Genomic DNA, 23,088 nt, shown 5'->3' with positions numbered 1-23,088 from the left:
CGACCTCCTCGGCGTAAGGTCGGTGCCGTACGCGGGATTGCCGTAGCCCTGGTTCGGGCACCGAGGAGCCGTCGATGCTGGGCCAGGATTCGGTGCGCTCCGCCCGCCTGGCCGGTTACGGGACCGCCGGCACCCAGCTCTCCTTGCTGAGCGACCACCGGCTGGGGGAGGTCGTGGCAGCCGCCACCCCGCTCGGGTCGGGAATCGGCGGCAGGTCGGCAGAGCTGGACATCGACGGAATGCGCGTCTTCATCAAGCGGATCCCTTTGACGGACACCGAATTGCGCCCGGAGAACACGCGGTCGACGGCGAACGTCTTCGGACTGCCGATGTTCTACCAGTACGGGGTGGGCTCGGCCGGGTTCGGTGCCTGGCGGGAGCTTGCCGTGCACACCATGACCACGAACTGGGTTCTGGGCGACGAGTACGCGGGATTCCCCTTGATGTACCACTGGCGGGTTCTGCCCGACTTCCCGCCCGAAGGTTTCACCGACGAGTTCGGGGGCCTGGAGGGGGCCGTCGCGCACTGGGAGGGATCACCCGCCGTTCGCGACCGGCTGGAGGCCATCAGCCGGTCCTCGTACAGCCTGGTGCTCTTCCTGGAGCACGTGCCGCACACACTCGCCGGCTGGCTGGCCGCCCAGCGCGAAAACGCCGTGCCGGTAGACGGGGACAGCTCGCCCTTCCGCTGGGTGGAGGAAGCCCTGATGAGTGGGGCTGCCTTCATGAGTTCTCGCGGACTTGTCCACTTCGATGCTCACTTCGCCAACATCCTGACCGATGGACGCCGGCTCTACTTCGCAGACTTCGGACTTGCCCTGAGCTCCCGCTTCGACCTGTCGGCGGACGAGTCCACCTTCCTCTCGGACCACCTCGCGTACGACCACTGCTACACGGCGAGCCACCTGCTCCAGTACCACCTGCTCGACGGCGTACGCGGTGACACGGAACGCGAGGCCTTCCTGCACGACTGGATCGCGGGCCGGCGACCCGGCGACATCCCGCCTGAGATCAGGGCCATCATCGACCGGCACGCACGCCCGACCGTGGTCGTGTACTCCTTCTTCCGCCGTCTGCTCACCGAGAGCAAGCGGACGCCGTTCCCGACCGCGGAGATCGAACGGCAGTTGGGCGCCGGCGCCACAATGCCGAGCTGATCGACAGCCCCTCGCTGGATCACTGGGTGATCGCTGACCGCGCGCCCCGTTCCACCAGGGCGGAACACTCCGGACAGTCGGAGATGACCGGGTGTACGCAGCTCACCAGGTGGGCCAGGAACCGGTCAGCCAGTTCGAGGTTCGCGATGTGTCCGGCGATCCGGGTGCGCTTCGCGTTGACGAGGCCGATGCGGTCGGCCTGTTCCCCCGCGGCAAGTTCACGGATTTCGGCGAGTGACAGACCGGCCCGCTGGCTGATCTGGATGAGGCGGGCCCGGCCGATGGCCTGGTCGTCGTAGACGCGATGTCCCGAGGGCAGCCGGCGCGGGGTGAGCAGTCCGATGTCTTCCCAGTGCCGGAGGACATGGGTGGCCACCCCGAGCAGCGCAGCCGCACCGCCGATCTTCAGCTCCACTGCGGACATCGCACTCCTTTACTTCAGGTCGGCCTGAAGTTATACCGTCCCGTCATCGAACGCACCCACCCGATCGCGAGAGGGAGAAACTTGCTATGTCTGACGCCGTGAGATCACCGACGCCGGCCGCGTGCTGCGGCGCGCTCGCAAGCCTGGCAACGGGTCTTGTCCGTCCCCGACGCCCCGACCAGCGGTTTCTGCGCAGCTTGACCGACGCGGGGCTACCGGCCACGGCGGTGTCGGTCACCGTGTCCGCACTGCGGCAGGTGCCACGGTCCGTGCCCACCGCACTGATCGTGGAAGGGCTGCGGCAGCCGCGGCGCATCGCGAATTCGCTGCTGTCGTTCGTGATCACCCACCCGGAAGCGACTTTCATCGTGGATCCGGGTGTCTGCCTGGATGTCGAAAGCCGCGCCATTGCCGAACTGCCGGCGTTCCTGCGGGTCGCGGTGCGTCCCCCGGCCGACACCGTCGCCACCGTTACCGCGCTGCGTGAGCTGCCGGGCTCCGGCCTGGATTTCGCGCTGCCGACGCACACGCACTGGGACCACGTATGTGGACTCCTCGATCTTCCCGAGCTGCCCGTACATCTGCACCGCCGGGAACACGACTGGGTCATGCAAGGCTCCATCGCACCGGTGGGTGGCGTCCGCGAGGCCCTGCGCGGCCGGGGCATTGTCCCGTACGAACTGGACGGCCCCCCGATTCTCACGTTTGCCGCCAGCCACGACCTCTTCGGCGACGGTTCCGTCGTGCTCGTCGACCTCGCAGGACACACCCCTGGCAGCGTCGGAGTTCTGGCGCACACGGCAACGGGCTGGGTGCTGCTCGCCGGCGACGCCGCCTGGCACACCGACCAGATCGACCTCATCCGGCAAAAGGCCGGCTACCCGGGCGGGCTCGCCGACGAAGACCGGCACGAGACCTTCCGGACGCTGCACCGCCTGCACGCCGTCAAGGACCGAGTCGCGATCATCCCGACGCACGACCACCGCGCGGCCCAGCAGCTGCCGACTTGATTCCAGACGAAGCGCGAGTCAGCCATAGCCCAGAGGGAAGATCGTTCGGCTGAACCCCATGAAGCCCCATGAAGCCCTCGGCCGAGAGGCGACCGCCCTCCGTGGGTGCGCAGGACCGGACCGAGTTGGCCGAGGGCGGCGGGTGGGGCTAGTGGTGCTCGATCCACCACCAGATGAGACGGATGAGGGTGGCTCCGGTGGCTCCGGCAGCTCCCTTGGCCACCTGGCCGAGCACGGTACGTGCTATCCGGCGGGCGTTCCGCCGGGAGCGGCTCCGCGGTGTGGTGGCGCCTGGAGCAGGCGTCGTGGGCGGGACGGGGAGCGATTCGTTCGGCATGCTGGTAGTGGCCCTTCCGACAGGAGGACCCCGGCTGACGCCGCCGCACCGTGACTGTGGAAGGAACCGGTGCCGGCGGTGTCATTTCGGGGGTGGCCCAGGTGTGGGCCGCCCTTCTTTGTAGACAGCGGGGAATTGGCCGCCCAGCCGGACAATCGGTTGACCTGCATGAGGTGACAACCAGTGACTATGCGCAGTTGTCCCCCGCGTTTGTCCGCTCTGGTCCAGAATTGAGGCCGCGTCACAGTGCGGTGGCGCAAGGGGGAGGACAACCTGATGACCGAGCCCACGGCCAGGCGGCCTGGACGGCCGATGCCGAGCAGCATGGCGGACTTGGCCCATCAGCCTCCCAAGGTGGCCGAACTCGTGCTGGCCCTCCGTGGTCTGATAGTCGAGTCCCAGGCGACGCTCGAGAAGATCGCCAAGGAAACCCCCGGCCTCACGAACCGGCAAGCCCTCTCCCGCAACATTCGGCGGGCCAACGGCCCGGACAGACACATCGTCGAAGCCGTGGTGCGGCACTGCTCCCGGGCCCTGGGCGAGCCGGAGGACGCACGGCTCCCTCACTTCCTGACTCTGTGGCGGACTGCCCGCGCAGCCGATCCCGCTTCCAAGGGCCCCGGCGTGGGGAAGCCGAAGGATCGCGGCGCAGCCGATCCAGAAGAGGTGGCGCCGGTCCTCCTGCTGGTCGCCCAAGGTCACCACCGTGCCGCCGCTGCCTCGTCCTCGGGAACCATCACGACGTGCCATCCATGCCGCTGCACATTCTCGATGATCGTTAGATACATCTGGTCCGCTTCGTCCCGGTCACCGTAGTCATGGCAGAGGACACAGCGGCACTGGAACGGATCATCAGTCATGCGCGGAGGTTACGAGGTGAGCGTTCGAGCCGGGCAGCCGCCCGTCGTAGATGGGCTGGCCGGTCCGTTGCGGGGCAAGCTCGGTGGCTGCCTGGGCGGCCTTGCGGGCTTCCAGAGCGGCCGCGTCCGGGGCCATTGCCCCGGCTCGCAGGACCGCGGCGTGGCCTTCGCAGAACGCTTCCTGACCGTTCGGCCTGCTACTACTTGACGGCGATGTGCCGCAGGCCCTCCTGTCGCCCGGCAACCTCACCGAGCCACTGCATCCGCTGGGCCTTCCCGAGGTGCTCGCGCATGTTGGCCTCGATCTTCAGCAGCCGGGGCTCCTGAGCCAGGCCCAGGCGGAGCATGGGGCACCTGACGCTGGCTTCTCCGAACTTACTGCCGGGCCTTGCTCGTAGCCACCGTGTCGATGGCGACTCGGAGCGGTGTTTCCGCATGTCCCAGCAGTGCCCGGGTGATTGCGATCGCCTGGATGACGCTCATGCCGCGCTCGACAAGGAGGGTCTGAACGGCTTCCATTCCGTCACTCTGCAGGACTGGTCGGGACTCCTCGACCAAGGCGGTCCAGTATGCGGCCTGCTCGGGGCTCAGCCCGATGACGTGGTCAAACACGACTGCTTCCTCTCCGTGCTGAGCCAATGGGTTGTACTCACATCATCTCGGAGTTGACTGCAGCGCTCAGGGCATTTACGGCGTCATCGGTCCCTGGGCACATGGTCGGCAGGAACTCAGGTCACATGTCGGTGCCACGCGCGATGATGGGTCCGTGGACTACAGCCTCGTGATCGCCGCCGCCCAGGCCGCCGGCCCCTGCCCGCCCGGTGAGGAGGCCTCCTGGGGGCGCCGCGTGCAGACCCTCACGGTCGACCTGCACATGATCGCCAAACAGGCCGCGCAGGACGTCGACCGGTTGGAGAGTGCCAAGACATTCGTCGCTTTCCTGGAGAAGGTCGAGATCGAGGAGACCAGCCGCCGGGGGCTGCTCACCCTGCGGCCGCCGTCCGGCGACGCGGAGAACATCCGCACCGAGCAGGAGGAGACCGACCGCGGCCGCCAGCTGATCGAGCGGGCCCGCTCCCTTGTCGGCCGGTGGGTGCTGGTCTACCGGTACAACGAGGAGAAGGCCGGAAACCGGCAGCACAACGTGCGCATGCTTGCCCACCTCGTCGACCTGGGCGACGGAGCGATCTCCGTGAACATGGCGAAGAAGGTCCTCCTGGACGACGCCGCCGGTGTCGTGGCGCGCGCCCAGGAAGCGTGGGGGAGTGCGGGTCTCCCGGACGCCGGGACGGTGAGCGTGGAGCAGCTGCAGAAGGCACGCGCGGAACTCACGGGGTGAGCCGCGTGTGATGCCTGCTGCCGGCAGCAGTCCTGCCACAGCCCCGAGTCCCGTAAGTGCCTGTGTCTGAACCTCGGATTTGGGTAGCTTTGCCTCCTGGGCTGATCGGGTGTCCCGATCCTCGCCGACCTCGCCTACATCGGCGCCGGCCCCTGGGTGACGACGGCCGTCAAACGTCGTCCCGGACGCGACCTGTCACCCACCCAGCGCACCCCTCAATCACGCCCTGGCCCGCACACGCGCCCCGGTCGAGCGCGGAGTCGCCGGCTTGAAGTGCTGGAGGATCTTCCGTCACGCGCGCTGCAGCCCGACTCGAATGACGTCAATCGCTCGAGCCGTCCTCACCCTGGAACGGCACCGCTGAAACGCTCACTGCACGAGGAAGACCCTGATCCCGTACTCCTGGGGGCCCTCGCCGAGTGCGACCGGGTCGGGGACGGCCGCGCGGACTACGTCGTCACCGACCTCAGCGGCAGGGTCCTGTGGATCTCATCTGCCCTGCCGGGACGGACCTACGACCTGACCGCGACCCGCACCCACCAAGGCAACGCTGAGAAGCCTCACTTGGCGGGCGCAGGGCCGTACGGGTCTGATGCAGCGTTGGGTGACCGCCGACCTGAGTCGCTTGTTCGGCCTCGGGAAGGGGCCATGAATACCTGGAGTCCGTGTTGATCCAGAAGCTCAGCTCCTGACGTCAGGGATCACCAACCCGGTGAACGTATGCAGTCAGAGCACCAGCTAGTTCTTCTGCAGGGTGCGGCTGACACCCGCGACGATGGCGGTCGTCAGCACCCACCCCGAGGCGAGCAGCGCATAGGCCAACCATTGAGGGTCGGGGTCCGTCCAGTACCAGGCAGTGCGCTGACCCAGACCACCGATGGGAATCAAGAGGTCGAGGGTGTAGACGAGGGGCTGGAACGGTGCGCCTTCGCCCTGTTTCACCGGCGTCGGAGACTGCGTACGGAAGGCCAGGGTGCCCAGCAGGGTCAGCGCGAGCAACCAGATCCCGGCCAGCCAAGGACGGTAGCCGTACCCGACGGTCGCATCGAGCAGGTGGCCCCAGCCACGCACCGGCCAGGGCATGGCGCGGCGCCGGTGCCGCTGTTTCGCCAGGAGGACCTGGCGGGCGTCGTCGTCGTGGCCGATCGTCCGGTACCAACTCGCCAGTTGCTCGTACGGTTGCGGGCTGTAGCCCGGGCTGCGTCGAATCCAGGCCAAGCGGTGGTTCACGGAGTCGCGCCGCTCACCGGACTCCTCCTTCTTGACGGAGCCGTAGACGAAGCCCTCCAGCTGCACCACGGCCGGCCAGCTCTGCTCGCTGTCGTAGAGGTAGGACACCTGCGCCCCGCGCAGATCCACCGCCCCGGTCGGCGGCCGGGTCAGGGTGAGGTCGACATCGACGGCCTGCATGAGCCGGCATTGCAAGGCCGGTACGTTACCGTCGGGAGACCCGTTCAGGGTGCCTCCTTCGAAGCCCACGCGATCCGAGATCTGGGTACTCCTCAGCTTCACGGTCCCGTTCGCGATGAACCCGTCGGAGAAGTCGAGCCGTGAGACCACGGCGTTGTTCAGGGCGAGCGCCACTCCGTGCGGTCCCGGGTCGTGCAGGTGTGAGCCCCGCATGAACAGGCCGCGCGGCAGCTGTGCTCCGACCAGCCGGATTTCACCTCGCGCGACGAAACCCCGGTTGCAGTAGATACCTCCTCCCATGACCAGACCACCGGCGGCCATGGCCAATCCTCCGGGCGCTCTGAGGTGCGCTCCGTTCAGGAGCATGCCGCCGGCGACCTTGGCGTCACTGAGTGATAGTGCAGTGCTGATGTTGTTGAAGGGCGAGGAAGTCAAGCTCTCCACGACGGAGCGCCGCAGGTCGAGGTTGCCCCCTATGTGAGCTGAATCGGCTTCGATGCCCGGCACTCTGCAGCCCGTCATCACGATGGTCTGAGCTGACGCTCCGAGCAGGTCCACCGCCGACTCGAACCAGCACTCCTCGATCCACAGGGCATGTTCGATCTGCGCACCGGCCAGGCTGAGGTGCCCGGCTATCCGTGCCCCGGCGAGTTTGAGGCATGCGACGGCGCCTGGCTGTGCAGCATTCGCGCCCAGCAGGAGCGCCCCGATCACGGCTGCCCGGACCGTACGATCGGCACCCCACTCCATCCCTCCGGAAACGCGGTCGGCCTCCGGCGTTCCGACGCGCAGATCCACGCGGCGCCCCTCAGGGAACGCGTCCCACAGCGCACGCTCGGGCAGCGTCAGGTCGTTGTATGAGATCACTCGGGCAGCGTAGCGACCGTGCTTCGCACTCCGCCTGGCCTCAGCGCACGGACCGGAAGAGATCCATTCTGTTAGGAGTTCGAAGAGCCGGCGCGCCGAAGGGTGCTGCGATCACTGGCTTTGCCGAGCAGTAGTGGTTCTGGTCCGACGTCTGTGAATGGTGACGCGGAGTAGCGACTTATGCCGCTGCGGCAGGCAGTGTGGATTGTCAGCAGTGAGTGCCATGATCGGGCCGTGGAGCGTTATACGGCTGATCAGATCCAGATGCTTGCCTTCGAGGAGCACGTGCGAGCGCGTCCGGCGATGTACTTCCGGGTCGGCAGGGACAGCCCCGAGCTTCCGACGGAGGTTCTTCAGCGGGTGGTGTGGGATGCGCTGCACCACAGCGACGGCACGCATGGCCAGATCAGCGTGGAGATCCGATCGGACCTGAACTTCACTGTGGAGGATGATCAGCGTCATGCCGTCGACGAGCAGGGAAGACCTCTTCCAGGATTCTTCGGTTCCCTCCTCGACAGGGAGAGGTGGGCACCAGCGGCAGCTGCGGTCCTCAGCGTCCGTACGGTTGTCGAGGTGCGGATCGGCGGCCGAGGCTACCGCCAGGAACTGACCGGGACGACGGCGACAGGTGTATGGGAGGAATTCGCCACGTCCGAGCCCTCCGGTACGCGGACCACGTTCCACCTGGACCCGTCGTACTGCGGTCCCGATGAGGCCATCGCCTGGTCGTTGCTCCCGGAGGAACTGCACGGTCAGGAGCGTGACGTGTGTCCTTTTCCAGCGACCTTCCCGATTCATGACCTGCGCGCAGAGGCCGAGAACTCAGCCGGCGAGTAGGGCTCTTGCCAGAGCCACGTTCACTGCAGAGTCGAGATCAAGAAGACGCGTCGAGGGAAGCGAGCAGAGCCAGAGCATCGGCCGAGCGAGTGCCGGGCTCTGCGTGAAGGAGCATCATCTCCAGCCTGCTGGCCCCAACCACCTGGAACTTCTCGACCAGCAGTTCCAGGGAACCGACCTGCGGATGCTGTATCCGGAACATGGCCTCGGCCGCGGAACGCACATCGTGGCGCGCCCACAGTTGACGGAACCGGTCGCTCTTCAGGGACATCTCCCCGATCAGAGCCTGCAGGCGCTCGTCGTCGGTCTGTGTGCCGACCGTGGCGCGCAGGTGGGCCACGGCGACGGCCGTGTAGTGCTCCCAGTCGGCGTGGTACTCCTGGAGTGCCTCGTCGGTGAAGAGGGCGCGCAGCCGGTTCGTCCCGGGCGCCAGTTCCGGTGACAGTGCCCGGGCCAGTCGGTTGGCGGCCAGGACATCGCTGTACTGGTTGAAGACGAACGCGGGCACGTTGAGGGTCCGCAGGAGCATGTCGAGTCCCGGCGGTAGGCGCTTGTCGGGAAGGTCAAGGCCGCGGCGCGGTTTCGGGGCGGCGAGGGACAGCAGGTAGGCCGTGCCCTCCGTATCCAGCTGAAGGACCTGGGCGAGCGCCTCGAGCACCTGGGCCGAGGGGTTGCGGTCGCGGCCCTGCTCCAGGCGCAGGTAGTACTCGGCGCTGATGCCGGCCAGCATGGCGACCTCCTCGCGGCGCAGCCCGGCGACGCGGCGCAGCCCGTGCCCGGGCGGCAGGCCCGCGTCGGTCGGGGTGACCTGTTCGCGTCGCGCACGCAGGAAATCTCCGAGGGCGTTGTCCACGCGTCCAGGCTATGCGGTCGCAATCGATTCCGGGTGTCCCTGTCACTACCAGGAACACGGGGGATCTGGCAGCGGCGCTTCGCGCTTGTGAAGGTCATTCGTATGGATATGCAGACGTGGTTCATCACTGGTGTCAACAGCGGGTTCGGGCGGGAGCTGGCCGAGCAGCTCCTCTCCCGCGGCGACCGGGTCGCCGGGACGGTCCGGCGGGAGGGCTCGGTCGACGATCTTCGCGAAAAGTACGGCGCCCGTTTCTGGGTCGGGCACCTCGACGTCACCGACCTGCAGCGGGTCCGCGAGGTCGTGGACGCCGCCTTCGGAGACCTCGGCCGTATCGACGTCGTCGTGATCAACGCGGGTTACGGCCTGTTCGGAGCAGCCGAAGAGTTCACCGACGAGCAGGTCGTCCACCAGATCACCACCAACCTCCTCGGCTCGATCCAGACGGCGCGGGCGGCGCTGCCGCACCTGCGTGCCCAGGGCGGCGGCCGGGTGATCCAGATTTCCTCGGTCGCCGGGCTAGCCGCACACGCAGGTGCCTCGCTGTACCACGCGAGCAAATGGGGCGTGGAGGGCTTCACGGAGGCTCTCGCTCAGGAGGTCGCACCGTTCGGCATCGAGGTGACCCTCGTAGAGCCCGGGGGAGCGCGGACCGCCTTCAGCGGCAGCAGCCTCCAGCTGAGCGAGCCCTTGAGCGCTTACGACGGGACACCGGCCGCGATGGTGCGCGCCTTCCGGCACACCCGGATTCCGGTCCCCGGCGACCCGGTGAAGGTCGCGGCGAAGGTCATCGACAGCGCCGAGCAGAAGCCGGCCCCGATGAGGCTCGTCCTGGGCAGCGACTCATACCAGGGAGTCACCGCCGCACTGCGAGGCAGGCTCGCCCAGGTCGAGCCCCAGCAGGCGAGTGCGGCCGAGACCGACGCCGACACCTGAGCACAGCGGTGGCATGACCGTCTACCACCCGCACCCGTCGACGCACGGCGGGACACCCCCTACCGAGTGGAGCGAACAGCATGGACACGATCGACGCCGAGACGACAGCGGGGACGGTCAGAGGGGAGCTGCGTGACGGGATCGCCGCGTTCAAGGGCATCCCCTATGCGGAACCGCCGTTCGGCGCCGACGCGTTCAAGCCGCCCGTGCCGCGCGCTCCCTGGGAGGGCGTACGTGACTGCACCGCCTACGGCCCGGGCTGTCCCCAGCCGTCCTCACCCATATTCGGGGGCCTGAGCACCGGTGAGGACTTCCTGTCGGTCAACGTGTGGGCGCCAGAGGGCGCGACCGGCCTGCCGGTGATGTTCTGGATCCACGGCGGCGGCTTCCTGATGGGCTCGAACGCCGGCTCCGGCTCGGAAGGGAACACCTTCGCCCGCGACGGAGCAGTGCTCGTCAGCTGCAACTACCGGCTCGGCGCTTTCGGATTCCTCCACGCCGGTCACCTGGACGACGCCTACGCCGCAGGATCGGGAGCCTACGGAGTGGCCGACCAGATCGCCGCCCTGCGATGGACCCGCGAGAACATCGCGGCCTTCGGCGGCGACCCGGACAACATCACCATCTTCGGCTCCTCGGCGGGAGGCACATTCGTCGGCGAACTCCTCGGCTGCCCCTCCGCACAGGGACTGTTTCAGCAGGCCGTCGTCCAGAGCGCCGCAGCGGCACCGCTGTTCGGCTTCCCCGCCCGCTACGCCGAAGCGATCGCCGAGGCGATGCTCGACAAACTCGGCGTACCCGCCCGTGACCTGCACACCGTCGACCCGGCGGGCATCCTGCAGGCGCAGGCCGAGTTCATGGTCGAGAAGCAGCGCGGCGAACACCCCGAGTGCGGACGGATGATCCCGTTCGTCCCGCTCACCGGCGGCGACCTGCTTCCGCAGTCCCCGTATCAGGCCATCACCGACGGCGTCGGGGCGGGCGTCGACCTGGTGATCGGAACCAACCGCGACGAGTGCACCCTGTACGCACTGATGGAGGAAATGGGTGCCGCTGAAACAGGCATGTCTCCCGGCGGCTGGGACGCCGACCCGGCAGTGCAGCAGGCCATCCTTGACGTCTACGAACGGAGCCAGGAAGCGGGTTCCGCGATCTCACCGCAGGTCACGGCATCGAAGGCCCGTTCGTATTCGACGACTTCTCCCTGCCAATCGCCAGGACGCTGATCGGCGACGACATGCCCCAGGACCTGCTCACAGCCATGCACGGCTCCTGGCTCTCCTTCGCGACCACTGGCGACCCCTCCGCCACCGGCGTCATCCCTGTCTGGCCGACGCACGATCCGGACACTCGCCCCACGATGGTGTTCGACACCAGGACCACCGTCGCCGAAGACCCCGACGGTGAGCGCCGCGCCAGCTGGGACGAGATCGACCTGAGTCTCTGACTCCGGGATGAGCAGTGGACGAAGCGCACTCCAAGGCATCGCTTCCTGCGGGAGGACCGCGGTCCGTTGTGCTGCGCATGTTGAGCCCTGCCGAGCGGATGGCGCTCGGGGATCTAATCGATCCGCCTTCCCTATGGGCCGGGACTGCGCGGGACAGGACGAGGCAGTTGCACGAGCATGTCTCGTCGCGCGTCAGCGGCTGCGTGTCGGTTGACGGCCCAGACAAGGAGTGCGCAGAGGGCGAAGGCCGCGCCGAGAAGGCTGGATCCAGCCCACCCTGCGGCGGAGTACACCGCGGTGGTGCCGGTTGCTCCGACGGCGGAGCCGAGGGAGTAGAAGAGCATGTAGCCGCCGATGGCGCTGCTCGTCCGGTGTGAGTATGCGGCCGTGAGCAGGTGCTGATTGTTGACGTGTACTGCTTGCACCGCGAAGTCGAGGACGACAACGCCGACGACGACCGGCCATAGCGACCAGGACGCTTGTCCGGTCGCCAGCCATGAAGCGGCCAGGAGGGCAAGTGCGCCGCCTGTGACGGCGTCGGCGCGGCCGGCGTCGGCCCTCTTGCCGGCTCGGGAGGCGCCCAACGCCCCGGCGAGCCCGGCGATCCCGAAGAAACCGATCTGGGCGGGGCTCAGATGCCATGGCCCGGCTGCGAGCGGCAGGGCCAGGCCGCTCCACAGCGTGCCGAAGGAAGCGAACAGGAAGAACGCAATCAGTCCACGCGAGACGAACAGGCGCTCACGGAACATGCGACCCAGCGAGATCAGCACCGCGCCGTACGTGGTCCGGACGTCGCGCGGGTCGGGCGGCAGGAGCCTCATCACCAAGCAGGTGAGCGCGATGAGGAGCACGGCGATCGCCACGTAGACGCTTCGCCATCCCCAGAGGGCGGCGAGACTGCCGGCGAGCACGCGCGCTCCGAGAATGCCGATGATGACACCGGAGGTCACGGCTCCGAGTGTGCGGCCGCGTTCCGCTGCCGTGGACAGGTCGGCGGCGAAGGCGACCGTGGTCTGAACGACGACCGCGAACAGGCCGGCGAGGGCCAGCCCGGCAAGCAGGAGCCATAGCTGGGCAGCGACTGCGGCCAGAGCCATGCCGGCCGCAGCGAGGAGAAGATGCCCGGCAATGAGCTTGCGGCGGTCGAACATGTCCCCCAGAGGGACAAGAAGGGCCAGGCCGATCAGATAGCCGAGCTGCCCCGTGGTGACGATCCATCCCAAGTCGGCTTGCGGCAGGCCCAGGTCACCGCCGATCTGGGCCAGTACGGGCTGCGCCACATAGATCGTCGCGACTGCGACCGCGCAGATCACGGCGAACAGCATCCTCCGGCCAGACGTGAGACTCACTGACGCACCCCCGATGAGTAGCAAATTGCAACCAAAATGAAGGTACGGCAGAATGGTTTCGATCCGCAACTCTTGAGGAGGAGTGATGGCTCGCACCGAGCCCCGTGCCGAGGGGATGTCCTGGACCGATCCCGCCTGCCCCGTCGCACGTACGCTCGACCTGGTCGGGGATCGCTGGAGCCTGCTGATCGTTCGCGACGCGATGGACGGTGCGCGAGCGTTCACCGACTTCCAGCACCGCACCGGAATCGCGCGAAACATCCTCACCGACCGCCTGCGACGCCTGATCGAACGAGGAATCCTCGAGCGGCAGACCGCCCCGACAGGGCGACGACAGAACTACGTCCTCACGGATGCGGGCCGAGACCTCTTCGCCGTCATCGTGGCTACGCGTCAGTGGGGCGAACGGCACGCCTTCGCGTCGGCTGAAACGCACTCAGTTCTCGTGGACGGGAGCGGTCTCCCGATCCCGGAGCTGCGCCCCACCGACGCGCAAGGCAGGCCCGTGGACGTAGATACGACCTCTGTGCTGCACGAGCACTGACCGGGAGGGAAGCCGCCTGACACTCCCGGCGGTCGGTGGCATGGTCGGCCATCAGCGTCGGGGCAACCGCGGGACGGTGGGTATTGGCTTTATTCACGGGTTGTGGCCCTGGCTCATCTTCTGTGGAGCAGTGACGCTGCGTCATGTCGAAACCCTGCTCCCCGACCTGGGGCCCAGTTGGCGCCCCTCCCGTCTCAGGGCCACGGCAGGCTTACTCCGCCGCGCGCCCTCAGCTGCGTGCTCGTCGCGAGAGGATGGGGTGGTGATCCGCTACGACCCCGAGATACAGGCCCTGTACCGCCGCTATTGCCTCCCTGCGCGCCGCTACCTGAAGCTTGGCGGAGCGGTACTTCGCATGTCGCGCGAGGAGTACGAGCCATTCGTTCAAGCCCTGGCCGCTGATTCGAGGGCTGTTACCGACGCCGAGCTCACCATCCTCTTCGAGGGCAGCTGGCGCGAGCGGCGCACCGCGGCATGGCTCGCCGCCGTCTCGCGGCGTGACCACTTCCGCGAGCGTCTGGGAGCGCTGCTGCTGGAGAGCGAGGTCTGCTGCGCGGGTGGGGCCTACTGCGTTGCGTTGGCGAGTTTCGGCACCGCGCGGGACGCCGACCTGCTCGCCGCTTACCTGGATCACTACCTGCATCGGCCCGACCTCGCCTACGACCAGCCGACAGCCATGGGCGCCCTGGCGTACGCCGACTCCGTCCTGCACAGCGACCGGGCCAGCCGTTTCCTGCAGGAGGGCGGCCTGTGGCGGCAGTGGTTCCAGGACGCGCCCCACATGCATGGCGAGGACGGCATCTCCACCTACCTGGGCGGCATCCGCCTCGCCTGCACCGTCATCGACAGATGCGCCGACACCTGACCCCATCGGTCTTGTTCGCGTCGAGGACTCCGGCTTGTCGTCCTTGACGCGGCGACGGCATGGAGATCCGGGAGATCGAGCGCACGTACAACGTGTCGTGGCGGACGGTCCGCAAGGCCGTGGACTCGGTCTGGCCGGAGCCGCGGAAGCAGCTGCCGCCGAGGCCGACCGCGTTGGACGCCCGCTTCGGACGTGTCGACCTGCTCTGCATCGACGAACTCCGCTACACGGAGCTCGACCGCCGCGGCGCCGAACTCCTCTTCCAGGTCCTGACCGAACGCGAGGAGAAGAACAGCGTCGCCATCGCCTCCAACGAGTCGTTCGGCAAAGCGCACATGTTCCGGGGAACCTGTGACAGGTGGCGCCGAAATTCGACAGGTTCGGCTGTTCTCAAGCCGTCTCGGACGGTTGATCGGCCCGCCAAGCGGCCCTGATGGCTTCGAGCTTGGCGCGGGGGGAAGTGATCGCCTCACCTGCCTCGGTGTCCGCTCTTGCCCTACGCCGAAAAGGCAGCCTTACATGCCGCTCGGGTGGGTGGAGAGCCAGTCGGGATGTGCTGCCCTGAGGGCGGTGACGCTGGCGCTGGGGGCGTTTACGTCTCCACCTCCGTCATACGGGTGGTACAGCCAGCGAAGGTCAAGCGGTGCCAGCGTGACTCCCGCGATCACCTCATCGGCGACCAGCCTCAGTAGAGGGTCCAGCACCTGCCTGGTACGGGGGCGGACGCTGACGTATTCGTGCTCGTAGATGATGTCATTCGGAAATTCATCGTCGTGGACATGGCTACCCCAGTGCCTGGCATCCGGGTCGACCTGCCGCAGTTGAGGAATGCGCGCGATGGGTTCGGTATCTTCGTTCCATTCCCGGGTGACCACATACAGCTCGGTGTCGTTCGGTCCCAACTCGTTCAACACGGTGTGATGACGATCAAGCATGACTGCGTACTCGCCGTCGCTTTCGGGGTACCGCTTTGACCCGGGGAGGCTGTGGAAGCGCACCCACCGATCGGGGTGGACATGCCGCATCTGACGACCCTCTGGCAGAGCGGGCCATCGCTGTTCCCAAAGGGCCGACAGCGCATCCAGACCCAGGCCCTGCCAGGGTGACGTCTCGCGCATCGCTCCATGATCGGGCATCCGTACGATAGCGGTTAGGCGGCAGGAGGCGAACGTCTCTCCGGGGCGCCAACATGTCCCCTGACACCCGAGCTAGCGGTTCAGGCCGCGCTGGTCCATGCGCTGACGCTGTCTCTCGTGAACATTCCGAGGCCCAGCGATCACCAACTGACAGGCCGCCGAGCCGCGCGGAGCCACAGAAGCCGCGGCCTGGCGGCCGCGGCTTGGGTCATGACCGGTGCCCGGTCAGCGACCGGGCACCGCCGTGAGGTGCACGATCGCCAGGACCCCCGCAACGTCGAAGCCCTCGGCGTCCTCGTCCGACAGCAGGACCGCGTCGAACCGGTCGAGCCGGACCGAGTCCCGCCGCAGTACGGCCGATCCAGAGAGGACGACCGCCAGCACCTGCGAACCGGGAGCTGGGCGGACCGTTGTGCCGGAGCGGAACATGCCGACGCGCGCCGCCGTGTGAGCGCGCCGCACCATCACGTTGAAGGCGACCACCGGCTCGCCCATCAGCTGGCACTCCGTGACCGCTTCGCCCGAGAAGGCGAAGGGTTCGAACGGCTCGCCCATCGTGGGCTTGGTGCCGTCGAGGGTCAGGGTCATGCCCGGCCCGTCCACGACGGTGATGATCCGGTCGACCCCCGGGAACGAGGAGAACGACCCGTCACGCGCCACGTCGGCGACGCTGACCCGCCACTCGAAGTCCTCGTTCCCTGCGCCCGGCGGGTGGGTCGTGACCTCCGTCGTCATGCCGCCACCGTTCTTCCACGGTGTGGGCGCCCGGTCCTCAGCGCGCAGGATCTGAGGTGTCATGCGATGTCCTTCGGCTCGGAACTGCTGGAAACACGTCTTTGCCCGGGCCCCGGTCGGCCCGGGGAGAAGGCGCCGTGCTCGGGTGCACCGGCGCGCATCCGCGAGCGGTGCGACCAGTGCGGCCTCGGTGACGACCCGGTAGCTTCTCCCAGTTTCTCATCCGTGTATCTCGCTGAGACTCCGCCAACTCGAGGCCGCAGGTCAAAGGTCAGTTCGTCGCGGCAGCGGCAGGCGGCGGAGTCGAAGACGTTGGTGCCGCCGGCCATGTCGGCTGCCGCTCTGCATGTCGTGATCGTCCAGGACGGCCATGTCACGTCTCGCGCGGTGGGCCGGCCGTGTCGGCAGCAGCGATGCCGGCAGCAGGGCGAGGGCTGCGAGTCCCGCGAGGACCATCAGGGTGGGGCCCGTCGCCGATGCCGACATTGCCTGGGTCACGCCCGTAGTTGGGGTCCCGGCGGCCGAAGGTCTCAGCATCATCATGCCGGCGGCTACGGCGATTCCGAGGGACGGGCCGACGTTCATGGCGGTCTGCTTGAGCCCACCGATGACCCCGGCGTATCCGGGCGGAGCCTCACCCACGACGGTTGCGGTGGCAGTGACCATGACGGTGGCGAATCCCGCGCCGAGGACGGCGAAGGCCACGCCGGTGACAGCCCACGTGCCTGCCGGGCCGAGCTGGGACAGACCCCCTATGCCAAGGACGACGAGGACCGTACCGAAGATCGCGGTGCGCCGTGGGCTGTACCGGCGCAGCGCGGCGCCAGCGACAGGCGCACCGAGGACCATGAGCGCGGTCAGCGGGAGCGCCCTCAGACCACTGGCGAGCGGGTCGAGCCCGAGCACGTCCTGGAAGAAGAACGTGGCCACGAACAGCGCGCCGAACATACCGCCGCTGGTGAACAGCAGGATCGCCACCGATGCCGTCACGGGTACGGATCGCGCCACTGCCGGCGGCACGATCGGGTGCGCGGTGCGGAGTTCGTGCCCGACGAACGCCGCCGCGACACCTGTGAAGGCGGTGAGGCCGAGCCATGTCGGTGCGGAGGTCCACCCGTGCGCCGGTACGCCGGTCAGGGTGTGGACCAGGACCGCGAGGGCGGTGGCGAGCAACGCCGTGCCGGTGAGGTCGAGTCGCTGAGACCTCGTACGGGAGGGCGCCGGTGCTCTTACGGCGAGGCTGATTACGGCGATCGCGAGCGCGACGGGGACGTTGATCCAGAACACGGCACGCCAGCCCAGGTGCGCGACGAGAACACCCCCGAGCACCGGACCGGCTGCCGCGGCCACACCGATCGCGCTGGTACGGATGGCTACCGGCGTGCCGAGCCGGTCCGCCGGGTACGCCAGCCTCAGCAGTGCGAGTGTCGTCGGCTGGAGGAGCGCACCGAACACGCCCTGTGCGGCGCGCAGGGCGATCACCCAGCCGACGCCGGGAGCGAGCGCGATGCCGGCCGAGGCGGCCCCGAAGCCGAGCACGCCGACGAACAACATCCGGGGGTGTCCGTACCGGTCACCCAGGCGCCCGGCGATGACGAGAAGCGCGGCCACCGCGAGGAGGTAGGCGGTACTTGTCCACTGAACCTGCGTCATGCTCGCGCCGAGGTCGCGTTGCAGGCTGGGCTGCGCCACGAGGAGGACCGTGCCGTCCAGCGCGACGATCACCGCTCCGGCAACGCTGACCAGGAGGGCGAGGCGCCGCCGTAAAGTTGCGGTCACGACTCCACCGGGCCGAGATGAGCGTCCAGGACCGCTGTGACGAGCTGGTCGAGATGGCTGGCATCAGGTGTTCCGCCCGGTGCTGGGACATTGAGGGCGAGCTGGAGGCTTCCCCAGGCCCACAGTTGGGCGAGGCCGTGAAGGTTCGACCAGAGGGCGGCGGCCGTCACGGCCGGCGGCGCCGGGGGAGTGCTCGGCTCGCCGGGCCGGTGCGCGGCAGCCTGCTCCCTCCGATGCCGGACGATGAGCCCGACGATGAGCTCGAACAACGGCAGGGTCGAATCCCGGAGCTGTGGCTGGTCCGATGCGTGTTTCTCGCTGTCGAGCAGGTCGTGCCGGAACATCAGCTCGAACATGCCGCGGTGCTCCAGCGCGTACCCGACGTGCGCCCGCCCGATCGCCTGCAACTGACCGCGCGGCGACGTCGTGCCGTCGGTCGCGGCAGCGATCCGCGCTTCGAGGTCCGCGAAACCGCGATGGGCGATCGCAGAGAGCAGGGTGTGATGAGTGGGGAAGTACCGACGCGGAGCCCCGTGCGATACTCCCGCCCGGCGGGCGATCTCACGCAGCCCCAGCGAAGCGGTCCCCTGGGTCATCACGAGGTCCACCCCGGCGTCGATCAATCGTTCCCTGAGAGAATTCTCGCGCTCCATAGACAGTGTCTACCATGCTCTTTTAGACACTGTCTACGGACTCGGGGGGATCCTGCGGTCGAGCGCGGTGATCGAGTCAGGAGCGCCCGTGTTCGCGGTTGAGCTCGTGGTAGCGGCGGAAGTCGAAGAAGCGCAGGCCGTCGATCACCGCTCCGGACAGGACTTCCGGCAGGGTCCATGGGTGGGTGGTGTAGTCGTCCGTGGCGACGCCTCCATGTTCGAGCAGCAGAGCGATCATCCGGTGGACCTCCGCGGTGCCGTCGATCCGCCCGGAGATGTCGATCTGCACCGACCACGTGGGGTGATGCCCGATGGCCGCTTCGAGGATCGCCACATCCTCGGGATCCCAGTCGGAGAAGAGGCAGCCGGTCTGCTCATCGTCGATGTCGATGTAGAGGTTGCCGTCCAGAGTCCACGGATCGCGCTGCTCGGGCAGATGCCGGTCGAGCAAGGCGACGGTCCTGGCCCGCTCACCTGTGGGAAACACGAAGACGGTTCGCATGGGTGGGAGCGTAGGCAGTTCGGCTCCGTGGTGACCATGATTTCAGGGACGGTGCTGGGTCATCGATGCAGCGGATTGCGTTCTGTCGAGGCCGAGGCCGAGGTCGAGAACGGCGGATGGTTCATCAAGTCGCATAGATCTGGGTCCTGTTGACCTATTTCATCCCTCCAAATCGGTTGACATTCAGAGGCGGAATGTCGGACGTTCGGCCGTGACCCACCGATGCGCCACCGGGCCGGAGAGATGGCACGCAGATGACTTTCAGAGACAGGAACGCGAACCCGGGGCGCGAGAGGCGCCCGGCGGCGCTTGCCGGGGTGACGACCCTGCCGGCGTCGAAGAGCGTCTCGGAGCAGGTGCACACCGCAGGGCGGATCAAGGACCTGGGGAGGACGGTGCAGTTCAGCTGGCCCGGGGTGTACTTCGAGGGCCGCTTCCGCGGGACCGGCCTCGGGGTGGTACTCGACTGCGCGGCGGCCGACTACGACGTCCAGGTCGACGGGGTCACCGTCGCCACCCTGGTCACACCCGGCGACACCACACACTGGGTCAACGGCCTGCGGGACGGCGAGCACACGGTCCGGGTCGTCAAACGCAACGACACCCCGGGGGACACCAGCACGTTCGGAGGCTTCGTCGCCGCGCCCGGGGGCGCCGTACTGAGTAAGCCGGCGCCCCGGAACCGCCAGATCGAGTTCATCGGGGACTCCCTCACGGTGGGCTACGGCAATGTCTCGGGCACCCGCGACTGCAATCCGGAGCGGCTCAAGCGGAACACCAACACCGACGTGAGCCACGGCGCCCTCACCGCCCAGCAGCTGGACGCCGACTACCAGATCAATGGCTTCTCCGGCCTCGGCATGGTGCGTAACGTCGCCGGCATCGTCCCGGACGTCACGTACCGGACCTACTACGACCGCGCCCTGCTGAACGTGGACGGCGACGTCTGGCAGAACCCGGGGACGTGGCGCCCCCAGATCGTGGTGGTCAACCTCGGCTCCAACGACTTCTCCGACCTCACCCCTGGTGAACCGTGGACGCCGGACAGCCTCGCGGCCGCCTACTGCACGGCCTACGGCGAGTTCCTCCGGGAACTGCGGACGCGCTACGGTGCCGGCACCACCCTCGTGGCCGTCGGCTTCGACAGGAACACCGAGCATGTGCGGCAGGTGGTCGAGGCGCGCAACGACGCCGGCGACAGCGGGGTCCACTACTGGTTCCTCGAACAGTCGGGCCTGGACTTCCTCGGATGTGACGGGCACACCTCGGCTCACGACGACCGGGTGATCGCTGACCGGCTTGCCCCGTTCCTCAGCAGCCTGCGGACGGGATGGTGAGGGACATGACCACCCGCGGGCCGGGCCAGGGACTGGTGCAGGTGCTGGAGGCGTGCGGCGCGCTGCTGGTCGCCATGGTGCGTACGACGCCGCCCCAGGTCCGTGCCCACCACGGCGCCGGAAGACTTACGATCTCGGATGCGATGACGCCTTGATCCCTTCGGTTCCGTACCTGTTCAATCACCGGATGAGTGAGGCTGCGGGCATAACGGAGCACCCCGGTTTCGGCGTGATGCTGGCGTGGTTGCTGGACCGCAGAGAGCTCAGTGTCCAGGAGCTGGCCGATCGTGCCGGACTGACGGCGAACGAGGTTCAAGCGGTGCTCGCGGGGGAAGCCCCTGGCGAGGGGCTGCTCCGGCGGATCGCGCCCGCCGTGGGGTTCCACGCCGTCGATCTGTTCATCCTCGCGGGGCTCGCGGTCCCGGACGACATGGCGCCGTCGGACGCCGCGGCCGAGCGGTGGGTACCGGACATCGTGATGGACGCGGTGCACCTTTCCTCTGCCGAGCGGCGTGAGCTCCTGCGGCTCATCCGCTCACTGCCGCAGGAGGAACGGCCTTCCGTCTTCGGCGCGAAGCGGCTCGCGTCCCATGCCGGCCCGGGCGGTCGGGTCATCCGCATGCTCCACTACCGCAATCTGAGCCGGATGGGCATAGCGAAGCTCCTGGCGGTCGTGACGCCCACATACCTGTCGGCGGCCACCTACGGCGTGATCGGCGACGGTCGCAAGGAGTTGACGCCCCGCCTGGTGACGGATTTCGCAGCCCTGCTGGGGGTCAACGCCCGAGAACTGGCCGCGCTCACGGGCATCCATCTGCGTGAGGAGCCGCCGCCTCCGGCCTCGGATGCGATGGACGCCGCGGTTCTGCTGTGGGAGACGCGGCGCCTCTCTGCCGACCAGGCAGAGCACGTCTCCGAGCTGGCGCGCGCCATGCGCGGGGACTCCGCCAAGGGGCACTTCATCAACCTGCCTGGGTCCTAAGAACGAATCACGCCATCCCATACAGCACCTACCGAAGGAAGGAGATGACTTCAATGCCGTGAAAGTCGGGCACGAAATGGGGCAGTGCGCACGAAGACGTACGATAAACCGAGCAGGGGTTTTCAGTCAACTTCTGTAGTGCCGTTGACCGCCATCCCCCCTTCACCGAGGATCTTCACGGAACTCCCACACTGGGAGTTACGGAGGAGGATTCCAATGAAGAAATTCGGCAGATCGATAGCCCTCGGCTTCGCGACCGTGGCACTCGCAGCATTCGGCCTTGCCGCGCCGGCCGTCGCACAAAGCCCTCAGAGCGCGACCGTGACCGCGGACGGCGCCATCATCACCCAGGATGGCGCAAAGGTCGGTCAAATCACCACCCACACGCGTGGCGACGGATCGGAGCCGCCCGCAGAGCTGGGCGACCCCTCCGAATGGGGTGTAGTGGCGATCGAGATGAACGATTCACCGGGCACCGTCAAGCCAATGGTGGAGGCTTGCACTAACCCGCCCAGCGGCGGCAAGTGGTGCTACGGCTGGTACTCCGTTTCAAAGGGCAAGCACTGCTACTCAAATTACCTGCATGAAACGAAGTCTCACAGGGCCACAGTGAAGATCAATAATGTCACGAAGGCCTCTGGGGCTTCTCCTGGCAACGTCGCCCAAGCCTGGCTCGAGGCCGGTGCGGCCTACACCTGCTACACCTACTACAGCATCGCTTAAACTCTGATTCCGCCCCATCGGGCGGCGCGACTCCCCGAAAAGTAGGGTAGGTTCGTGCGCCAGTCTGGGACTGTTCGGTCGCCCGCGCAGCCCCGGAGTGGCACAACCTCCAACTTTAACTTGGTAAGAATGGGGAAGAGAAATCATAGGCTTTCTGTGCGTCCGCGTCGCACCAGTCGCCACCTACCTGGGAGCGGGATCACTACTCGGCCTAGCGGGCCCTGTTACAGGAAAATGGGATAACCCCGCCTGCGCCACTCTGAGTCTCATTTTTTCTGCTGGATGGCCATGGGCCTGTTACGCATTCATGGTGGGCTACTTTCGCCGATCCAAGATTGAGTCAGTATTGCTGTCCTCTTTCGGGTTGGCCATAGGTGTAGTTACATACTATCTATTCAAGGACGTGAGCCCCGCAGCTCCGCCCGGACTAGATTCTGGCGCCTCAGGGAACGCATCCTCTAAGATTTTTTTGTGGGGAATAGCAGCTTTCGTTTTTGGCGCCCCCGTGGGACTCGTGGGGAATTTTGCGCGAGTACCTGGCATCGGCGGCCTCTTCTTCAGGCTACTTATTCCACTTGTAGCCTTTTTCGAAACCTCCATGCGACTGACCGGAGAGGCGAACGGCCAAGGCCCGCTGGTCATAATCACGTGGAATGTAATTCGGTTCACTGCGTGCGTTGCCGCCTTGACCCTCGTAGGTCACACAATCTGGAGCTGGTGGCACGAACGACAGAGTCGTTCCTCGGTTCCGGACGAGCACATGGCCAGTCAGGGGCATTGCGCGATTGGGAATGGACCGGTTCGCCGGTCTCGTGAGTGACGTGGCGTGATGTCCGTTGTGCGATAAGGGGACCCTGAGAGGGCGGTTCGTTAGTTGATGTCTGTTCTCGCTGCCGTTGATGCCACCTGATCTCAGAAGCCGTATCTCAACCGATGATGGAACGTGTGAGTCGAACGGGTTTCCCGCTGGGGTGATCTTCCGGCGGTAGGTGCATGAAGGCAGGGC

26 protein-coding genes and 3 pseudogenes are annotated in these 23,088 nt (G+C 67.2%); 17 read left to right on the top strand and 12 right to left on the bottom strand.

From position 1 onward, the window contains the following. Window positions 1-74 precede the first annotated feature (74 nt). The gene (locus ACIRD8_RS36070) at window positions 75-1,157 is read left to right on the top strand and encodes a protein kinase family protein (RefSeq protein ID WP_404001477.1); all 1,083 of its coding nucleotides are present in this window, start codon (window positions 75-77) and stop codon (window positions 1,155-1,157) included. Between the two features lie 19 nt (window positions 1,158-1,176). Here the strand turns inward: ACIRD8_RS36070 and ACIRD8_RS36065 are convergent, their stop codons facing one another. Then, entirely contained in the window at window positions 1,177-1,581 is a 405-nt protein-coding gene (locus ACIRD8_RS36065; protein ID WP_404001474.1) for a MerR family transcriptional regulator, read from the bottom strand. A gap of 269 nt (window positions 1,582-1,850) precedes the next feature. Between ACIRD8_RS36065 and ACIRD8_RS36060 the strand changes: the two genes are divergently transcribed. Beyond that, complete coding sequence (locus ACIRD8_RS36060; RefSeq protein WP_404001471.1) at window positions 1,851-2,591, top strand: MBL fold metallo-hydrolase; 741 nt, start codon at window positions 1,851-1,853, stop codon at window positions 2,589-2,591. Between the two features lie 148 nt (window positions 2,592-2,739). Here ACIRD8_RS36060 and ACIRD8_RS36055 read toward each other — a convergent pair whose 3' ends face one another. Next, complete coding sequence (locus tag ACIRD8_RS36055; protein ID WP_404001468.1) at window positions 2,740-2,928, bottom strand: hypothetical protein; 189 nt, start codon at window positions 2,926-2,928, stop codon at window positions 2,740-2,742. A gap of 276 nt (window positions 2,929-3,204) precedes the next feature. On the opposite strand from ACIRD8_RS36055, the gene ACIRD8_RS36050 reads away from it, so the two are divergent. Next, entirely contained in the window at window positions 3,205-3,744 is a 540-nt protein-coding gene (locus ACIRD8_RS36050; protein WP_404001465.1) for a hypothetical protein, read from the top strand. Between the two features lie 244 nt (window positions 3,745-3,988). On the opposite strand, the gene ACIRD8_RS36045 is transcribed toward ACIRD8_RS36050, so the two are convergent. Together ACIRD8_RS36045 and ACIRD8_RS36040 are read right to left on the bottom strand one after the other, a co-directional pair. Next, window positions 3,989-4,135 (bottom strand): hypothetical protein, encoded by a 147-nt coding sequence (locus tag ACIRD8_RS36045; RefSeq protein WP_404001462.1) that lies wholly within the window; start codon window positions 4,133-4,135, stop codon window positions 3,989-3,991. A gap of 28 nt (window positions 4,136-4,163) precedes the next feature. After that, complete coding sequence (locus ACIRD8_RS36040) at window positions 4,164-4,400, bottom strand: hypothetical protein (RefSeq protein ID WP_404001459.1); 237 nt, start codon at window positions 4,398-4,400, stop codon at window positions 4,164-4,166. Between the two features lie 154 nt (window positions 4,401-4,554). Between ACIRD8_RS36040 and ACIRD8_RS36035 the strand changes: the two genes are divergently transcribed. From ACIRD8_RS36035 to ACIRD8_RS36025, 3 genes and pseudogenes are all read left to right on the top strand, one after another. Continuing rightward, the gene (locus tag ACIRD8_RS36035; RefSeq protein ID WP_404001457.1) at window positions 4,555-5,127 is read left to right on the top strand and encodes a hypothetical protein; all 573 of its coding nucleotides are present in this window, start codon (window positions 4,555-4,557) and stop codon (window positions 5,125-5,127) included. A gap of 108 nt (window positions 5,128-5,235) precedes the next feature. Beyond that, window positions 5,236-5,491, top strand: a pseudogene (locus ACIRD8_RS36030) (transposase family protein); the annotation flags it as partial. Then, window positions 5,488-5,670: pseudogene (locus tag ACIRD8_RS36025) on the top strand (IS5/IS1182 family transposase); the annotation flags it as partial. The pseudogenes ACIRD8_RS36030 and ACIRD8_RS36025, both read left to right, overlap by 4 nt. Before the next feature lie 195 nt (window positions 5,671-5,865). Here ACIRD8_RS36025 and ACIRD8_RS36020 read toward each other — a convergent pair. Further along, the gene (locus ACIRD8_RS36020) at window positions 5,866-7,404 is read right to left on the bottom strand and encodes an oxidoreductase (RefSeq protein ID WP_404001454.1); all 1,539 of its coding nucleotides are present in this window, start codon (window positions 7,402-7,404) and stop codon (window positions 5,866-5,868) included. Between the two features lie 234 nt (window positions 7,405-7,638). Between ACIRD8_RS36020 and ACIRD8_RS36015 the strand changes: the two genes are divergently transcribed. Further along, window positions 7,639-8,241 carry a hypothetical protein gene (locus ACIRD8_RS36015; protein ID WP_404001451.1) on the top strand — a complete coding sequence of 201 codons (603 nt, stop codon included), beginning with the start codon at window positions 7,639-7,641 and terminating at the stop codon, window positions 8,239-8,241. Window positions 8,242-8,278: 37 nt separating this feature from the next. Here the strand turns inward: ACIRD8_RS36015 and ACIRD8_RS36010 are convergent, their stop codons facing one another. Then, on the bottom strand, window positions 8,279-9,094 hold the full coding sequence (locus ACIRD8_RS36010) for a helix-turn-helix domain-containing protein (protein WP_404001448.1): 816 nt from the start codon (window positions 9,092-9,094) through the stop codon (window positions 8,279-8,281). Between the two features lie 102 nt (window positions 9,095-9,196). On the opposite strand from ACIRD8_RS36010, the gene ACIRD8_RS36005 reads away from it, so the two are divergent. The 3 genes from ACIRD8_RS36005 to ACIRD8_RS35995 all read left to right on the top strand — a co-directional run bounded on the left by ACIRD8_RS36005 (window position 9,197) and on the right by ACIRD8_RS35995 (window position 11,477). Beyond that, window positions 9,197-10,030: an SDR family oxidoreductase gene (locus ACIRD8_RS36005; protein WP_404001445.1), complete on the top strand. Its 834-nt coding sequence runs from the start codon at window positions 9,197-9,199 to the stop codon at window positions 10,028-10,030. Window positions 10,031-10,110: 80 nt separating this feature from the next. Beyond that, on the top strand, window positions 10,111-11,256 hold the full coding sequence (locus ACIRD8_RS36000; protein ID WP_404001442.1) for a carboxylesterase family protein: 1,146 nt from the start codon (window positions 10,111-10,113) through the stop codon (window positions 11,254-11,256). 11 nt (window positions 11,257-11,267) lie between these two features. Further along, complete coding sequence (locus tag ACIRD8_RS35995) at window positions 11,268-11,477, top strand: hypothetical protein (protein WP_404001439.1); 210 nt, start codon at window positions 11,268-11,270, stop codon at window positions 11,475-11,477. A 131-nt stretch (window positions 11,478-11,608) separates the two neighbouring features. Here the strand turns inward: ACIRD8_RS35995 and ACIRD8_RS35990 are convergent, their stop codons facing one another. Further along, a complete protein-coding gene (locus tag ACIRD8_RS35990; protein WP_404001436.1) occupies window positions 11,609-12,802 on the bottom strand; it encodes an MFS transporter in 1,194 nt (397 codons plus the stop codon). A 109-nt stretch (window positions 12,803-12,911) separates the two neighbouring features. Between ACIRD8_RS35990 and ACIRD8_RS35985 the strand changes: the two genes are divergently transcribed. The 3 genes and pseudogenes from ACIRD8_RS35985 to ACIRD8_RS35975 form a co-directional block, all read left to right on the top strand. Continuing rightward, complete coding sequence (locus ACIRD8_RS35985; protein ID WP_404001433.1) at window positions 12,912-13,370, top strand: winged helix-turn-helix transcriptional regulator; 459 nt, start codon at window positions 12,912-12,914, stop codon at window positions 13,368-13,370. Between the two features lie 262 nt (window positions 13,371-13,632). Next, complete coding sequence (locus ACIRD8_RS35980; protein ID WP_404001431.1) at window positions 13,633-14,235, top strand: DUF6000 family protein; 603 nt, start codon at window positions 13,633-13,635, stop codon at window positions 14,233-14,235. A gap of 179 nt (window positions 14,236-14,414) precedes the next feature. Then, a pseudogene (locus tag ACIRD8_RS35975) lies at window positions 14,415-14,558 on the top strand (ATP-binding protein); the annotation flags it as partial. Between the two features lie 192 nt (window positions 14,559-14,750). Here the strand turns inward: ACIRD8_RS35975 and ACIRD8_RS35970 are convergent. From ACIRD8_RS35970 to ACIRD8_RS35950, 5 genes are all read right to left on the bottom strand, one after another. Continuing rightward, on the bottom strand, window positions 14,751-15,353 hold the full coding sequence (locus ACIRD8_RS35970) for a hypothetical protein (RefSeq protein ID WP_404001428.1): 603 nt from the start codon (window positions 15,351-15,353) through the stop codon (window positions 14,751-14,753). Between the two features lie 243 nt (window positions 15,354-15,596). Beyond that, window positions 15,597-16,169: a HutD family protein gene (locus ACIRD8_RS35965; protein WP_404001425.1), complete on the bottom strand. Its 573-nt coding sequence runs from the start codon at window positions 16,167-16,169 to the stop codon at window positions 15,597-15,599. 201 nt (window positions 16,170-16,370) lie between these two features. Further along, entirely contained in the window at window positions 16,371-17,885 is a 1,515-nt protein-coding gene (locus ACIRD8_RS35960) for an MFS transporter (protein WP_404001422.1), read from the bottom strand. After that, window positions 17,882-18,538, bottom strand: coding sequence for a TetR/AcrR family transcriptional regulator (locus ACIRD8_RS35955; RefSeq protein ID WP_404001420.1), 657 nt, complete (start codon window positions 18,536-18,538; stop codon window positions 17,882-17,884). The genes ACIRD8_RS35960 and ACIRD8_RS35955 overlap by 4 nt, the downstream gene beginning before the upstream one ends. Window positions 18,539-18,614: 76 nt before the next feature. Next, window positions 18,615-19,040: a hypothetical protein gene (locus tag ACIRD8_RS35950; RefSeq protein ID WP_404001417.1), complete on the bottom strand. Its 426-nt coding sequence runs from the start codon at window positions 19,038-19,040 to the stop codon at window positions 18,615-18,617. A 254-nt stretch (window positions 19,041-19,294) separates the two neighbouring features. Between ACIRD8_RS35950 and ACIRD8_RS35945 the strand changes: the two genes are divergently transcribed. The 4 genes from ACIRD8_RS35945 to ACIRD8_RS35930 all read left to right on the top strand — a co-directional run bounded on the left by ACIRD8_RS35945 (window position 19,295) and on the right by ACIRD8_RS35930 (window position 22,082). Then, window positions 19,295-20,377, top strand: coding sequence for an SGNH/GDSL hydrolase family protein (locus ACIRD8_RS35945; RefSeq protein WP_404001414.1), 1,083 nt, complete (start codon window positions 19,295-19,297; stop codon window positions 20,375-20,377). A 5-nt stretch (window positions 20,378-20,382) separates the two neighbouring features. Then, complete coding sequence (locus tag ACIRD8_RS35940) at window positions 20,383-20,532, top strand: hypothetical protein (protein WP_404001547.1); 150 nt, start codon at window positions 20,383-20,385, stop codon at window positions 20,530-20,532. Between the two features lie 32 nt (window positions 20,533-20,564). After that, window positions 20,565-21,359 (top strand): hypothetical protein, encoded by a 795-nt coding sequence (locus tag ACIRD8_RS35935; RefSeq protein WP_404001411.1) that lies wholly within the window; start codon window positions 20,565-20,567, stop codon window positions 21,357-21,359. Window positions 21,360-21,575: 216 nt separating this feature from the next. Next, the gene (locus tag ACIRD8_RS35930; RefSeq protein ID WP_404001408.1) at window positions 21,576-22,082 is read left to right on the top strand and encodes a lactococcin 972 family bacteriocin; all 507 of its coding nucleotides are present in this window, start codon (window positions 21,576-21,578) and stop codon (window positions 22,080-22,082) included. The last annotated feature ends 1,006 nt before the right edge of the window (window positions 22,083-23,088 follow it).

The sequence above is a fragment of the Streptomyces sp. NPDC102451 genome (genome assembly GCF_044765485.1).
In the GTDB taxonomy this organism is placed as follows: Bacteria; Actinomycetota; Actinomycetes; order Streptomycetales; family Streptomycetaceae; genus Streptomyces.
Note: the sequence above shows the minus strand (reverse complement) of the source record. Positions and strands in the feature narration are given on the sequence as shown.